At 35.9% G+C, this 15,502-nt stretch carries 14 protein-coding genes and 1 other annotated feature; of the genes, 13 read left to right on the top strand and 1 reads right to left on the bottom strand.

The features are described from left to right. Nucleotides 1-19 precede the first annotated feature (19 nt). From N0K80_RS02850 to N0K80_RS02815, 8 genes are all read left to right on the top strand, one after another. Entirely contained in the window at nt 20-784 is a 765-nt protein-coding gene (locus N0K80_RS02850; protein ID WP_269023707.1) for a TrmH family RNA methyltransferase, read from the top strand. A gap of 119 nt (nt 785-903) precedes the next feature. Next, a complete protein-coding gene (locus N0K80_RS02845) occupies nt 904-1,404 on the top strand; it encodes an HD domain-containing protein (protein ID WP_057973400.1) in 501 nt (166 codons plus the stop codon). Nucleotides 1,405-1,522: 118 nt separating this feature from the next. Next, the gene (locus N0K80_RS02840; protein ID WP_057973401.1) at nt 1,523-1,867 is read left to right on the top strand and encodes a winged helix-turn-helix transcriptional regulator; all 345 of its coding nucleotides are present in this window, start codon (nt 1,523-1,525) and stop codon (nt 1,865-1,867) included. A gap of 44 nt (nt 1,868-1,911) precedes the next feature. Further along, nucleotides 1,912-2,144: a binding site (T-box leader), on the top strand. A gap of 65 nt (nt 2,145-2,209) precedes the next feature. After that, on the top strand, nt 2,210-3,256 hold the full coding sequence (gene pheS, locus N0K80_RS02835; protein ID WP_269023706.1) for a phenylalanine--tRNA ligase subunit alpha: 1,047 nt from the start codon (nt 2,210-2,212) through the stop codon (nt 3,254-3,256). Nucleotides 3,257-3,262: 6 nt separating this feature from the next. Further along, nucleotides 3,263-5,683 (top strand): phenylalanine--tRNA ligase subunit beta, encoded by a 2,421-nt coding sequence (gene pheT / locus N0K80_RS02830; protein WP_269023705.1) that lies wholly within the window; start codon nt 3,263-3,265, stop codon nt 5,681-5,683. 53 nt (nt 5,684-5,736) lie between these two features. Further along, nucleotides 5,737-6,873: an endolytic transglycosylase MltG gene (gene mltG, locus N0K80_RS02825; RefSeq protein WP_269007904.1), complete on the top strand. Its 1,137-nt coding sequence runs from the start codon at nt 5,737-5,739 to the stop codon at nt 6,871-6,873. 83 nt (nt 6,874-6,956) lie between these two features. Further along, nucleotides 6,957-7,439 (top strand): transcription elongation factor GreA, encoded by a 483-nt coding sequence (gene greA, locus N0K80_RS02820; protein ID WP_146342837.1) that lies wholly within the window; start codon nt 6,957-6,959, stop codon nt 7,437-7,439. Between the two features lie 79 nt (nt 7,440-7,518). Then, nucleotides 7,519-8,187, top strand: coding sequence for a potassium channel family protein (locus N0K80_RS02815; protein ID WP_112249648.1), 669 nt, complete (start codon nt 7,519-7,521; stop codon nt 8,185-8,187). Between the two features lie 50 nt (nt 8,188-8,237). Here the strand turns inward: N0K80_RS02815 and N0K80_RS02810 are convergent, their stop codons facing one another. Next, nucleotides 8,238-10,874: a YfhO family protein gene (locus N0K80_RS02810; protein WP_269023704.1), complete on the bottom strand. Its 2,637-nt coding sequence runs from the start codon at nt 10,872-10,874 to the stop codon at nt 8,238-8,240. A gap of 235 nt (nt 10,875-11,109) precedes the next feature. On the opposite strand from N0K80_RS02810, the gene N0K80_RS02805 reads away from it, so the two are divergent. The 5 genes from N0K80_RS02805 (at nt 11,110) to N0K80_RS02785 (ending at nt 15,494) form a co-directional block, all read left to right on the top strand. Continuing rightward, nucleotides 11,110-13,188, top strand: coding sequence for a peptidoglycan D,D-transpeptidase FtsI family protein (locus tag N0K80_RS02805; protein WP_146342839.1), 2,079 nt, complete (start codon nt 11,110-11,112; stop codon nt 13,186-13,188). A gap of 154 nt (nt 13,189-13,342) precedes the next feature. Continuing rightward, a complete protein-coding gene (gene rpmG, locus N0K80_RS02800) occupies nt 13,343-13,492 on the top strand; it encodes a 50S ribosomal protein L33 (protein WP_057973409.1) in 150 nt (49 codons plus the stop codon). Nucleotides 13,493-13,602: 110 nt separating this feature from the next. After that, nucleotides 13,603-14,277, top strand: a complete 675-nt coding sequence (locus N0K80_RS02795) for a rhomboid family intramembrane serine protease (protein WP_146342840.1) — start codon at nt 13,603-13,605, stop codon at nt 14,275-14,277. 20 nt (nt 14,278-14,297) lie between these two features. Next, the gene (locus tag N0K80_RS02790; protein WP_057973411.1) at nt 14,298-14,498 is read left to right on the top strand and encodes a YqgQ family protein; all 201 of its coding nucleotides are present in this window, start codon (nt 14,298-14,300) and stop codon (nt 14,496-14,498) included. A gap of 30 nt (nt 14,499-14,528) precedes the next feature. Next, the gene (locus N0K80_RS02785) at nt 14,529-15,494 is read left to right on the top strand and encodes an ROK family glucokinase (protein ID WP_057973643.1); all 966 of its coding nucleotides are present in this window, start codon (nt 14,529-14,531) and stop codon (nt 15,492-15,494) included. Nucleotides 15,495-15,502 lie beyond the last annotated feature (8 nt).

Raw genomic sequence — 15,502 nt, 5'->3', positions numbered from 1 at the left:
TAGTAAGAGGGGTAACATTATGGAAAAAATTAATTCAACGCAGAATGCTAAAATAAAATATTGGAAAAAATTGCAAACGAAAAAAGGTCGAAAAAAAGAAAATAAGTATTTACTAGAAGGTTGGCATCTTGTTAAAGAAGCGCTAATGGTAGATGCTAAAATTGAGTATTTACTTGTTACAAATGATTTCAGATATTTTGATGACATTATAAATACGGAAATCGAACAAGTTGAAATCTCGTCCGAAGTAAGCTTGTACCTTGCTGATACGAGTACACCACAAGGAATTTATGCAGTTGTTGAGATGGAAGAAAATCGTCAACTGTCAATTGATAACCTCGCCGGTGGCTGGCTGATGCTGGATGGTGTCCAAGATCCTGGTAATATTGGAACAATGGTCAGAACCGCTGATGCCGCTGGTTTGACAGGAGTTATTTTTGGGGAAGGTAGTGCAGACAGTCACCACCCTAAGGTTTTACGCTCAATGCAAGGAAGTCAGTTTCATATTCAATTGGTGAATGCTGATTTAATGGAAGTTGCGACATTATTTAAAGAAAATCATATCCCTATTTATGGATCCGAATTAAATGAAGATGCACGTAGTTATCGTGAAATACCCGCTACCGCTAATTTTGGTTTAATCATGGGTAATGAAGGTAACGGGATGCGTAATGATTTGTTAAATACAACAGATGCCAACTTATATATTCCAATTAAAGGCCGTGCGGAATCATTGAATGTAGCTATTGCCGCTGGTGTGCTAATGTTTCAACTTAAGGCCTAATTTTAAACGATATAACAAGATTATTACGTTTTGTTAAAGATAGGAGATTACGCTTGCATTGGCCGCTTAATCAGATATGATGGAGATATGAAAAAATGATTCTGGGGGCGCGTTAATAAATGAAAAAAGATTCGTATCTTGATGATGAGTTGTACATGAGCTACGTTGGCGATCTTTTGGCTAAACCAGAAGTTCAAAGATTAAGTGAATATACGCAACATCATTTCTCTACTAGATTAGAACATTCAATTTCAGTTTCCTATGACAGTTATCGCATTGCAAAAAAATTACATTTAAATGCTAAGGCAACGGCAAGAGCCGGATTACTGCACGATTTATTTTACTATGATTGGCGTACAACAAAATTTGATCGTGGAACACATGCCTGGATTCATCCTCGTATCGCAGTTAGAAATGCAGAAAAATTAACAACATTATCTGATTTGGAAAAAGATATCATCATTAAACACATGTGGGGCGCAACAATTGCACCACCTAAGTATCCAGAAGGTTACATTGTGACAATGGTCGATAAGTATGAAGCAACGAGCGAGGTTTCTTCACCAGTGAAGAATAAATCAAAACGTGGTTTCCAGCAGTTAATTGCAATTTTAAAATAAGATTAACAAAGAATGGGTCTTCGGACCCTTTTTTAGTTTATTAGAAAGTAGACCGATTTGTTTACTTTTTGTTAGTTAATGATAAAATATAATAGTAAAGTAATGGAGGAGGGATAAAATGCAAATTATTCAAGAAAAAACAAATTATGAAGTCTGTCCTAAGTTTGAGAAAACTTTCTCAATTCTGGGCAAAAAATGGAACGGTTTAATTATTAATGTTTTGTTGGATGAAGGTCCTCAACGATTTAAAGAATTAGCTCAAAAAGTTGATAAATGCAGTGACCGTGTGTTAGTCGAACGTTTAAAAGAGCTTGAAGAGGTTGGACTTGTTTCGAGAAGTGCGATTGGTGAAACGAGTCGTAGTTCTTATGAACTTACTGAACAAGGTGAGGACATGAAAAATATGATGACAAGTGTTCACGAATGGTCAGAAAAATGGTATACGCTTAAAGATTGTGAGTAGGACTTGACGCTAGGCTTTTATACCTTTAAACTATGAATATAGTGTTAAAGGCTTAGATAGAAAATAGTAGGTATCTTGCTTCGAAATAAAGGGATGGGCAGCTAGACTGAGACTGACCAATAAAATAAGATATTGAATTCACTTCTGGAGCTGTTAATTAACGTAATTTTAACTTAAGTAAAATAATTAACCGGTTAATGGCCGTTATCATTTTGAGTGTTTGGGGGTCTTTTTGTCTCCAAAAACAAGGGTGGTATCGCGAGGCCTCGTCCCTTTTTAGGGATGGGGTTTTTTTGTGTCCAAAAACCTGGTAAAAACAATCAAACGAAGGAGTCGATATTAATGGATTTAAAAGAGAAGTTACTCGAACTACAAGAAAAAGGCTTAAAGCAAATTCGTGAATCAGAAGATTTAAAACAAATTAATGATATTCGTGTTAATTTACTTGGTAAAAAGGGTCCTATTACGGAAGTATTAAGGGGAATGAAAGATTTATCTGCCGAAGAACGTCCTAAAATCGGTAGTTTTTCTAACGCTATTAAAAATGAATTAGCAGAAGCAATTCGATTAAAAAATGAAGAACTTGAAATTAAGAAGACGGCTAAGAAATTAGAAAAAGAGAAAATCGATGTAACCTTGCCAGGGGCTCAAATTCAATTGGGACAACCACATGTAATTGTTCAAGTTATTGAAGAATTAGAAGATCTCTTTTTAGGAATGGGATACCAAGTCGTTTCTGGTCCTGAGATTGAAGAAGATCATTATAACTTTGAAATGTTAAATTTACCTGCTGATCATCCTGCACGTGATATGCAAGATACGTTCTATATTACGAAAGAATTATTAATGAGAACGCAAACGTCACCCGTTCAGGCAAGAACAATGGAGAACCATGACTTTTCAAAAGGTCCATTAAAAATGGTATCGCCCGGTAAAGTTTATCGACGTGATACGGATGATGCGACTCACTCACATCAATTCCATCAATTTGAAGGATTAGTAATTGATAAACATGTAACAATGGCCGACTTAAAAGGAACAATTGAATTAATTGCCAAAACAGTATTCGGTGAAGAACAAGAAATCCGTTTACGACCAAGTTATTTCCCATTTACTGAACCATCAGTTGAAGTTGATGTCACTTGTTTTAAATGTCATGGTAAAGGATGTTCAATCTGTAAGTATACAGGCTGGTTAGAAGTATTAGGTGCCGGAATGGTCCATCCAAACGTCTTAAGAATGGCCGGTGTTGATCCTGAAGTTTACGGTGGGTTTGCCTTTGGCTTAGGACCTGATCGTTTTGCGATGCTTAAATATAGTATTGATGATATCCGTAATTTCTACTTGAATGACAATCGTTTCTTGTCACAATTTACGAAGAGGGGTTAGAAAATAATGAAAGTATCTAAAAATTGGTTAAACGAATATTTAACATTAGACATTGAACCTAAAGCTATTGCTGAAAAAATAGCACGAACGGCTGTTGAAATTGACAGCGTTAAACGTCCCTCTGAAGGACTTAAAAAAATCGTTGTTGGATATGTGGATAGTTTAGTGCCACATCCAGATTCAGATCATCTGAGTGTCTGCCAAGTTGACGTCGGTGAAGAAGAATTGATTCAAATTGTCTGTGGCGCACCAAATATCGCGGCAGGACAAAAAGTAATCGTTGCGCTCCCAAATTCTAGAATTGCGGACAACGTTAAAATAAAACGTGGTAAAATGCGTGGACAAGCCTCAGAAGGTATGATTTGTGCGTTACAAGAAATTGGATTTTCTGAAAGTGTTGTTCCTAAAGAATTTGTTGAGGGAATTTACGTAATGCCAGAAGATGCGGTTCCTGGTGAACCAGTGTTTGATTATTTAGGTATGAATGATGATATCATTGACGTTGATGTCACACCCAATCGTGCTGATATGTTAAGCATGCGCGGTGTGGCTCATGAATTATCTGCAGATTACGACGTACCAGCTACGTTTAAACATCCAGATTTAAAAGAAACTTCTGATGAAAAAATTGAAGACTACGTCTCTTTAGCTTTACCAGATAAGACATTAGCACCAACATATTCTATGCGTGTTATTAAGGACCTAACCGTTAAAGCAAGTCCAATGTGGTTACAGATTAGACTTTGGAATGCGGGCGTTAGACCAATTAATAATGTCGTTGATGTTACAAATTATATCTTAATGGATTACGGTCAACCTTTACACGCATTTGATTATAATAAATTAGGCAGCAAAGATATTTTAGTAAGAACGGCAAATGCCGGTGAAAAAATAACGACGTTAGATACTGAAAAACGCGAATTGAAAGATTCAGATATCGTTATTACAAATGGCGAAAAAGCTATTGCTATTGCTGGAACAATGGGTGGGGAATCAACTCAGATAACAAATGAAACGGTCACGGTTGCACTTGAATCTGCCGTATTTAATAATTCGATGGTCAGAAAAACGGCACGTTCTCAAGGCATCCATAGTGAAGCATCAATGCGCTTCGAACGCGGGATTAACGTTGCTACGGTTCAAGAATCCCTTGATGCGGCTGCTGAATTAATTGCTAAACTTGGTGACGGAACAGTCGTTACCGGTACGGCCAGTGCAAGTCTATTAGAAGCTGAATCAACTTTTGTGGACACAACGACGACGCATTTAAATAATGTGATGGGAACTGAATTGTCAGAAATGCAAATCACTAAATTATTCCAACAATTAGGATTTACCGTAACCAATCGAGGATCAGTTTTAAATGTTGAAGTACCCGCAAGACGTTGGGATATCAGTATTGAAGCAGATTTAGTTGAAGAAATTGCTCGGATTTATGGTTATGACAATATTCCTTCAACTCTTCCAACGGGTGAGATGACACCTGGTAAATATACTTACAAGCAAAAATTGGTTCGTCAAGCACGTCATATTTTGGAATCTGCCGGATTGTCGGAGGCTATCAGCTATGGTCTAACAACTGAAGAAAAAGCCGGTAAGTTTATTTTTGAAGAAAAAGATGTGTATACAACTAATTTAATGTTCCCAATGAGTTCAGAACGAACAACGGTAAGAATGAATTTAATTAGTGGCCTATTAGATGATTTAAGTTATAATGAGGCACGTAAATCGGATAACATTGCTTTTTATGAACAGGGTAGAGTCTTTTTCCGTAGCGAGGGTGAAGATCGCCCCGTTGAAATTGAACATATAGCGGGTGCAATGACAGGTTTATTTAAACTTGCTAATTGGCAAAGTGAGAAACAACCAGTTGATTTCTTCATGATTAAGGGAGTTGTTGAACAACTCTTGACACAATTACAACTAGCTGATGATGTTACCTATGTAGCATCTGAAAGTCACGAAGATATGCATCCGGGACGTACGGCAGATGTATACCTAAAAGATGAATTAATCGGGTTCGTTGGACAAGTTCATCCTAATGCAGCTAAAGAATTTAATTTAAAAGAAACGTATGTCTTTGAATTGGATCTTCAAAAATTAGTTGATGCTAAAAAGGAAGAACGTCTATTTGCACCTATTTCTAAATTCCCGGCAGTTACCCGTGATGTAGCCTTAATGGTTGCTAATGAATCAGCTAATAGTGATATTGAAACACTAATTAAAAACCAGGGTGGAAAACATTTAATTGACATTCATTTATTTGACCTTTATCAAGGATCTCATATTGAATCCGGTATGAAATCTCTTGCCTACACGTTAACTTATCAAGATACCGCTAAGACGCTAGTTGAAGAAGACGTGACGAAAGATTTTAATCGTGTTATTGAGGCCTTGAAAGAAACATTTAAGGCAGACATCCGATAATTTTAAACGCGGCATAATGACATCATTATTATACAGCGCGAGGAGGTTAATTAATGAAAAATGAGGATGTCTCTCCGGAATTGCCACCAGAGAATAATAAAAAGCAGGCTAAAAGAATTATTGTAGGAGTAATAACATTATTATGCGTGTTACTGCTGACAATATTATTTATGACCTATAATTATATAAAGGCGTCATTAGATCCTCTAGATAAAAATAATAATAAAATTGAACAAGTTTATATTCCAATCGGATCAAATACAAAACAAATTGGAACCATTTTAGAAAAAAATAAAATTATTAAAAGTGGAACTGTTTATACCTATTATGTGAAACAAAAAAATGTTTCAAAATTTAAAGGTGGCTACTATCAACTTAAAGCGTCAATGAGTTTAGATAAGATTGCATGGACGCTTCAACAAGGTGGTAGCAGTGAACCTATTCAAAATACGTTAACTAAGGTTTTAGTTAGTGAGGGAACGACAGTCAACGAAATTGGCAAGGCAATTGCTAAAAAAACCAACTTTTCGTATGATGATTTTATTAAACTAATGAAAAATAAAACTTTTTTAGCATATTTGGACAAAAAATATCCGGAACTTTTAAATTCTTCTATGGCGTCTAAAAATGTCAGATATCATTTAGAAGGTTATCTGTTTCCGGCAACGTACACTGTTTATAAAAAGACGACGTTGAAGGATCTTGTTGAACAAATGATTGTTAAGGCCAATGATGAGTTATCACCTTATTATGAAACGATATCAAAACAAAAATTAACGGTTCAAAATGTTATTGCGCTTTCTTCATTAGTTGAAAAGGAGACGGCAAATCATGCCGATCGACAGAAAATTGCGGGTGTATATTTTAATCGAATTGATGCAGAGATTCCGCTACAATCGAACATTTCAACTAGTTATGCTTTAAACACACCGCAGAAAGACTTAACATCGGCGGACTATTATACGGATAAACCATATAATTTGTATGTCTACAAAGGATTTGGACCGGGTCCGTTTAATAATGCCAGCTTGGATTCCATTCAGGCCGTATTAAAACCGTTGGACAGGAAGAAAGATAATATCTATTTCATTTTCAACTCAAATTCTAAAAAAATAGAGTATTCTAAGACATACGAATATTATCAAGCCTTTTCTCCTACGACTCAAACGGATAATGGTTACGTGCAATAATTTACGTAACCGGTTTACAATCGCAACATTAAATGTTAATCTGATAGGCATATTGAACATATCAATTTTAAGAGGAGTAAGTAATGGCAGAAGATAAAGTATACCCAATGACCGTAGACGGTAAAGTTAAACTTGAAGAAGAACTTGAAACATTAAAAACAAAAACACGCGCAGAAATTATTAACCGAATTAAAATTGCGCGTAGCTATGGTGATTTATCAGAAAATTCAGAATATGAATCAGCTAAAGATGAACAAAGCTTTGTTGAAGGTCGCGTAAAGACAATCGAGCATATGCTACATTATGCAGAAATCATTGATAATGCCGGTATAGACGATGACGAAGTTTCAGTTGGAAAAACAGTTTCATTTGTGGAACCTGGTGAAGAAGCGGAAACATATACGATTGTTGGTGCGGCAGAAGCTGATCCAATGTCTGGTAAGATTTCGAATGAATCGCCAATTGCCAAGGGGTTACTTGGTCATAAATTAAACGAAACAGTGACGATTGAAACACCAAATGGTAATTTCGATGTTAAAATTACGGATGTTAAAGATAATTTATAAAAGCTAAATAGAAAGGATTAAGGTGCAAATATATTTGTTTCTTAATCCTTTTTTATTAAAATTAAGTGGGTGAAATAAATTGAAAAAGAATTTTGCAATCATTGGACTGGGCCGATTTGGTTCGAGTGTTTGTCAAACTTTGATTGAATCCGGACAAGAAGTTTTGGTTATTGATAAGGATGAAGCAAGGGTAAACGACTATATGGATATTGCAACGCATGCCGTTGTTGCGGATGCGCAAGATGATGAAGCACTTAAGTCAATTGGAATCCGTAATTTTGATCACGTCATTGTGGCAATTGGTGAAGATATTCAAGCTAGCATCTTAGTTACATTAATGGTTAAAGAGTTAGGCGTTCCCGTTGTGACGGCTAAGGCTTTAAATGAATATCATGCTCGGGTACTCCAAAAAGTTGGGGCAGATCATATTGTACATCCTGAACGAGATATGGGAATAAAACTTGGTAGGGCATTAAGCTCTAATCACTTGCTAGACTATCTAGATTTGGACGATGGGTATCGACTGGCTGAGATTGATATGACGGACCCAAGATACGTTAATAAAACATTAGATGAGTTAAACTTTAGATCAACGTTTAACCTGAATGTGATTAGTATTAGGCGTGGGAAAGAAATGATTATTTCGCCATTGGCGGACCAGATAATTTTACCAAACGATCAATTGTTAATTATCGGGGAAACAAGATTTGTTACAGAATTTGATGGAAAAATGAATAAAACAAAATAAAAAGGATAAGATTGCGATATGCAATCTTATCCTTTTGTATTATGCAAAAACTATCTAATCAATCTTTTAATTACAGCCGTGATTGGGTTAATGAGAACGATTAATATAGCTAGAATCGAAATTAGTAAGCCAATACCCATGTAAGGTGGCCAATAAACGAGCTTAACAGTATGTTTACCAGGCGCAACACTAAAGGCAAGGAAGGTATCCATAGATTTAGTTGTTGAGACCGACTTACCGTCTACTTTTACATGCCAACCTTTGCTATACGGAATAGTTGTGAAAATAGCCTGATGAGTCTTTTTAACATTTACTGAGCCAGTAATTGAATGTTGATTATATTTTTTTACGTTTAATTCATTTGCCTGCAAATGATTAATTTGCGTTTCAAATGACCCTATATCCATTCGGTAGAGCGTGAAGTTTTCTAAGAAAAGGGTTCTTTTCTTTAATTTTGCTGTTAAAGTGATTTTTTTACCTTTATCATTTGACGCAATATTTACAACAACAGTATTTCGATAAGTTTTATATTGTTTTAATTCATGACCATTTAACTTAAATAGGACGTTATCAGTACTTAATCCAGCACCTAAAGTTAAGTAATATGCATCATTTGTTGTTGGCGTATAAGTAAAGGTTACGATTCCAGGTTTACTCAATTTAGTTTTAGTTAACATAGAGTCGGTTAAATTGGCTTGTGAACCAACATTGTCAAAGTTGACGGTATTAAAATTGATTGGTGAGAATAAAGTACTATTGTCAGTACCCGTTAGGGAAGTTAGCCAGTTTGATTGGTATCTCAATGGATTAGTTTCCTTATTTTTCTTCGAAAGAATAGTATCATTTGCCACGTAACCAACTGATAAGGCGTAAGGATTTTTGACTGTCTCAGTCAATGAACCACTTGAAACAGTATTATAGTAAGACGTATCGGGTTTTTCGGTCAGTGGCGTTAGGGTGTCAAGTTGTGTCGTGAGAGCTTTTGACGATTTCATTTGTTTCGGAGTAAAAACGTATTTCATATTTAATAAAGCATCTGTCAGTAAAGTCCCATTTGAATAGGTGACATAGTTATCGCCGTCTGGTTGCCCAATCTTACCATAAAAGGTCGGAATAGATTTAGAGAACGCAGAGCTAAAGTGCGATCCGCTGAAGAAATCGGCTGACATTGCATCATTTTTGGTACGACTATAAGTCTGAGCAACACGGTAGAAAGAATTATCTATTTTCTTTAATGACTTACTCTCTGTTGCCAAAGCTGATGTTGAAACGTCATACTCGCTCGTAGATAAATAACTGATATTATCTAGTGAATAAACGGCATTACAAGACATTTCGGCAATAACACCCATAAATAATAACCATTTAAATGAAGGTGATGAATGGTCTTGAAACTGAATTAATATTAGCATTAACAGAATGAATAGAATCGATAAAAACAATGTTTCGTTTGATAGATAATTGTATGTCGTTCCTGATAAGAATAGGTAAGTGAACATGCCAATGAATAAAATACTTACGATGCCTATCTTCCAATATTTAATAGGATTAAAGTATTCGAACTGTTGAGCGGCCAATAGAATAATCCAAAAACAAAATACGAATGAAAAGCGATAAGGATACCAAACTGGGAACTGCATCCCATGCCATAATAAATCTAAAGGTTCAAAACACATAGATAAAACGAGGAAACTTGTGATTAAGAAAGCGACGACTCGTTCTCTAATAGAGAAACGAATATTCATGAAATATAAAATAAAGCCAATTAAAACCAGGCTTCCGACAAAGATATTTGGAAATCCAGAAGGCATTTGATCAAAATTAAAAGAACCGATTACAAATTTTGACAGCATTGCTAATGGGTTATACTCAAACTTCGCCTTAATAGATTCTTCAGTATATTGGCCCTTACTTGAAAGTAGCGAAAAGAGGGTTGGAAATAAGATAACGGCTGAAATCGCTACAGAAATTAGTGATTTATATGTAAAAGTCCAAGTTTTTTTCAGGAATTGTTTAAACGTTACGTTTAAACGACTTGTGGTATACAAGAAGTATAAAATCATAAAGAGACAAACCATATAACCCATGTAGTAATTAACAACTAAAAGTAATGCAAGCCACCAGGTGTATGCCCAACTCTTAGAATTATTTTGTAGTTTTTCAAAACCTAGAATGACAAGAGGTAATAATATTACCGCGTCCAACCATAACAGATTCAGCTGATTTGCAATCGTCCAACCCATTAAAGCGTACGCCGTAGCAAAAAGTGGAATGTAAAATGAGTTCATTCTGGTTGTTTTTTTCAGGAGTAGTCCAAATGTGAGGCCTGATAAAGCATATTTTAGAAGCGTGACCACCATCACTCCAGCGATTATTGATTTACCCGGAAAAAGCAAAAAGATGAGATTAAAAGGACTCATCAAGTAGTACGCCCATTCGCCTAACATATCGCCACCAATGGCTTGTGAAAATGAGTAGAAGAAACTTGTAGGATGGTGAAGAAGCGTTGCTCTAAAGTATGAGAAAAAATCAATATATTGCTGACCCAAATCAACAGTTAATAAAGAACTGTTGCCAAACGGATACATTTTCCGACCAATGAAGTAACAAAGCATAATGGTGAACGGAATAAGAAAGCTTAAAAGAAGAACACGATGTTTTTTTAGATAATTTTTTATTGGGAGCATTGTAAAACCTCTCTGACTATTAATGTATGGTAATAAGAATAGCATATTTAGGCATTAATCGCATGAATCAATCACGGATATAAGCACCAAATAAGAAGATAATTAAAGTTTTTATTACATTCTAATTCGTTCTCTCGCTTATGATCACAATGGGTCTCAAAATGTGGTAATATGATAAGTGATATATTTATACGAAATAAAAGACTAATAACGATACAGTGAGAGGTAATTAAACGTGAAACTTCCAAAATCAAAGCAAGGTCGAAGTAAACAAAATAAATCGCACATTCCATTCAGGTTAAATTTCTTATTCTTTATTGTTTTCTTGCTCTTTGCGGCATTACTAGCACAATTAGCTTATCTACAAATTTTAAACGGGGCTTCATTTGAAGCAACCGTTAACAGCACGGATACGACAACAGAAACGAAGAATGTTCAACGAGGGATGGTTTACGATTCAACGGGTAAAGTCTTAGTTGGTAACAACTCTTCACGTGCAATTACGTACACAAAAGGCTCAGGGGTTTTATCGCCTGATTTATATAAAATTGCTAATAACTTAGTAACATATGTCAGTATTGATACAAAAAAATTAACGGATCGTAATGCTGCCGACTATTATTTGGCAGATACCAAACACCTAGCTACGGTTACTGCTGCAATTAAAAAAGAAAAAAATTTAACTAATGCTGATGTCAATAAATTAGCTAGTACCGATTTTAACGCGATGGCAGTTGATTATGTTGTTAAAAATAATATTGACTCATTAAATGATAAAGAAAAAGAGGCCGCCGTTGTTTTTGCCAAAATGACAGGGGCATACTCATTATCAACGGTCTATTTAAAAACAGCTGACGTATCGGATAAGGAAATGGCCGAAGTTGGTGAACATTTATCAGGCATGAATGGCATTAAGATCGGGACTAATTGGTCAAGAAGTTATCCAAATGGTAAAAGTATGAATAGTATCATTGGAAATGTTACTAGTGAATCAACTGGGTTACCTAGTGATAATATTGAAACATTAATGGCTGAAGGCTATTCAAGAAATGATAGTGTTGGACAAAGTTACTTAGAGAAACAGTATGAAGATGTTTTAAAAGGAACGAAGTCACAAACAAAAGTTGAAGTGGCCAATAGTAAAATTGTAAAACAAGCACAAGAGTATAGCGGCGAAAAAGGGGATAACCTTGTTTTAAATATTAATGCCGGGTTCCAAGCTGAAGTACAAAAGATTATGAATGATAGTGTGAAATCAATTGCCGGAAGTAATCCATATAATCCTGGTGCTTATGCGGTTGTTATGAATCCCAATACTGGTGCGGTTTATGCCATGGCTGGGGTTAATCGTAATGTTAAGACGGGTAAGATTACAGATGATGCACTGGGTTCGATAAATCAAGTGTTTACAATGGGTTCAGTTGTTAAAGGTGCGACAGTTATGGGAGCTATGATGGATGGTGTGATCACGCCATCAAGTAACACCATAACTGATGAACCAATCAGGCTTGCCGGAACGGCACCTAAATCATCATGGTTTAATGCTTCTGGTTCGGCTAATATTGCATTGTCGGCGTCTGATGCGTTAATGGTTTCTTCTAACTCATACATGATGCAATTAGCAATGCGTGAGGGTGGATTCAAGTATTCAAGCGGTTCTTCACTTGATATGGCCAATTCTATCTTCCCAAAAATGCGAGGTTATTTTAATCAATTTGGACTGGGCATCAAGACTGGTGTCGATTTACCTGGAGAATCAACCGGATTTGAAGGGGTCGCTAATCAAGAAAATATTGGTAAGGCACTTGATTTATCTTTCGGAAATTATGATTCATACACGACAATTCAATTAGCGCAATATATGTCAACGATGGCTAATGGTGGGACAAGATTGCAACCACAAATTGTTAAAGCAATTCGTTCAACGAACGAAGATGGCTCATTAGGATCCGTAAAAACGGAAATGACACCTAATATTTTAAGCACGGTTAACGCAACAAAATCAGAATTTGATGTTGTTCAATCTGGATTCTATAAAGTTGTTCACGGATCGAACTCATTGAGAACTGGTGGTACGATGAGTGATGTAACACCATCTATTTCTGCTAAAACAGGTACTGCGCAAACATTCTATGGTACGGCCGAAACAGAAGCACTTAGTTTGGCTTCATATGCGCCATCTAATAAACCTAAAGTGGTTGTTGCGTTAGTATTCCCTGGTATGGCTAACAATACAGGTAGTGGTATTAACTCGCAGGCAGCGGTTAAAATTTACTCAGCATTCTGGAAAATGGTGGAATCTAGTGGTAAATAAGCATCAGAGTTAGTAATTTTAGTGCTGTAAAGTAAATTTCCTTAACAAATAAAAAAAAACACTAGCGTTTACTTATTAATAATGATATTATATAAGACGTTAAAGACTAATATGTCTTATGAAATTATGAAGAAATATATGGAGGGTTGCAACCATGCGTGTACACATTACATTAGAATGTACGGAATGTCATGAACGGACATACCTATCAAGTAAAAACAAACGTAATAATCCAGATCGTGTTGAGCTTAATAAATTTTGCCCACGTGATCGTAAGGTTACTTTACATCGCGAAACAAAATAACAACGGGAATTTTCCTGTTGTTTTTTTATTTTAAATAACTTTTATACTATTTGAAACAAAATCTTGTAAACGTTATTTTGTAAATTTGTAGATAAATAAGGAGCTATTTCATGAATTTGGCAAAATATAAAAACACACCATTTATGACGTACTTCTTCATTGGACTATCGGCAATTATTTTTGTCATGATGACGATTGCCGGTGGTAGCCAGGATACAAATGTATTAATTGAATTTGGTGCAAAATACAATCCACTGATCATAAATGGTGAGTGGTGGCGGTTATTTAATCCCATATTTTTGCATATTGGCTTTGAACATATCGTACTTAATATGTTTACGCTGTACTTTATAGGAATTCAAATCGAGACAATGTTTGGACATTGGCGTTTTACGGGTATTTATTTATTGGCAGGTATTGCCGGAAATATTGCCAGCTTTACGTTCAGTCCCGATACCATCTCGGCTGGTGCCAGTGGTGCTATTTTTGGGTTGTTTGGTGCTTTTTTAATGCTAGGAGATAACTTTAGAGAAAGTGCTTATTTCAGACAGATGTCACAGCAATTTCTACTATTTATTATGTTAAATCTGGTATTTGGATTTATGTCGTCAAGTACAGATAATGCCGCCCATATTGGTGGTATTTTATCCGGATTCTTAATTGCAACTACCGTGGGTGCACCAAATCTAGCACAGATTAGTCGTGTTAAACAGATAGCAGCATTCATTATTTTTATCGTGATTAATTTAGTTCTAATCAGAATTGGTGTTTCTAACAGTATCTAGCTTAAGGTGGTGGCTACCAAATGAAAGATTTATACGATGTCCAACAACTATTGAAGCAATTCGGTGTGTATGTCTATGTTGGTAAGCGAATGTGGGACATAGAACTGATGGCGTTAGAATTAGATAATTTACATCGATCAGGTGTGATTGATGATAAAATCTATGCTAGGGCTAAAATTGTACTATCTCACGAACACAGAATCGAAGAACAAAATAATTGAAAGCATAAGCGGAGGAATTGAATAATGGCAATTGAGAAAAAATTAATCGGTGTTGACTTAGGTGGCACAACGGTTAAATTTGCAATTTTAACAGAAACAGGCGAAATTCAACAAAAATGGAGTATTGAAACAAACGTCCTTGATGAAGGTTCACATATCGTGCCAGACATCATTGATTCAATTAATCATCATATCCAATTATTCGATATGACTGCAGACCAATTCAGTGGAATTGGCATGGGCTCACCGGGTACAGTTGATCGTGCAAACGGAACTGTCATTGGTGCCTACAATTTAAACTGGAAAACATTGCAAAATGTTCAATCAGAAATTGAAGCAGGTACTCAAATTACATTTGCCATTGATAACGACGCTAACGTTGCTGCCTTAGGCGAACGTTGGAAGGGTGCTGGCGAAGATGATGATGAAGTTGCCTTTATTACACTTGGAACTGGTGTCGGTGGTGGAATCATTGCCAACGGTAAATTAGTGCATGGTGTTGCTGGTGCTGGTGGCGAAATTGGACATATTACGGTTGAACCAAATGGTTACATGTGTACTTGTGGCAAGAGAGGTTGTTTAGAACAATACGCATCAGCTACAGGTGTCGTACGTGTTGCTCGCGATATGGCTGAAGAATTTGCTGGTCAATCAAAATTAAAAGAAATGTTAGATGATGGTCAAGAAATAACATCAAAATTAGTTTTTGATTTGGCTAAAGATAACGATGCTTTGGGTAAAATGGTTGTAGATAGAGTTTCTTATTACTTAGGTTTGGCTTGTGGAAACTTGGGTAACATGTTGAACCCTGCCTATATTGTTATCGGTGGTGGTGTTTCTGCCGCTGGAACTTTCTTGTTGGATCAAGTAACAAAATACTTTAAACAATTCTCATTCCCAACAGTTCGTTCATCAACATCATTAAAATTAGCGCAATTGGGAAATGAAGCTGGCGTTATCGGTGCCGCTTCACTTGCTCGTCAGTTTATTAAATAATAATTGAG

Origin of the sequence: Dellaglioa carnosa (assembly GCF_026948345.1) — a bacterium.
GTDB classification, from domain to species: domain Bacteria; phylum Bacillota; class Bacilli; order Lactobacillales; family Lactobacillaceae; genus Dellaglioa; species Dellaglioa algida.
The sequence above is the reverse complement of the archived record's forward strand: the minus strand, read 5'-3'. Positions and strand labels throughout refer to the sequence as shown.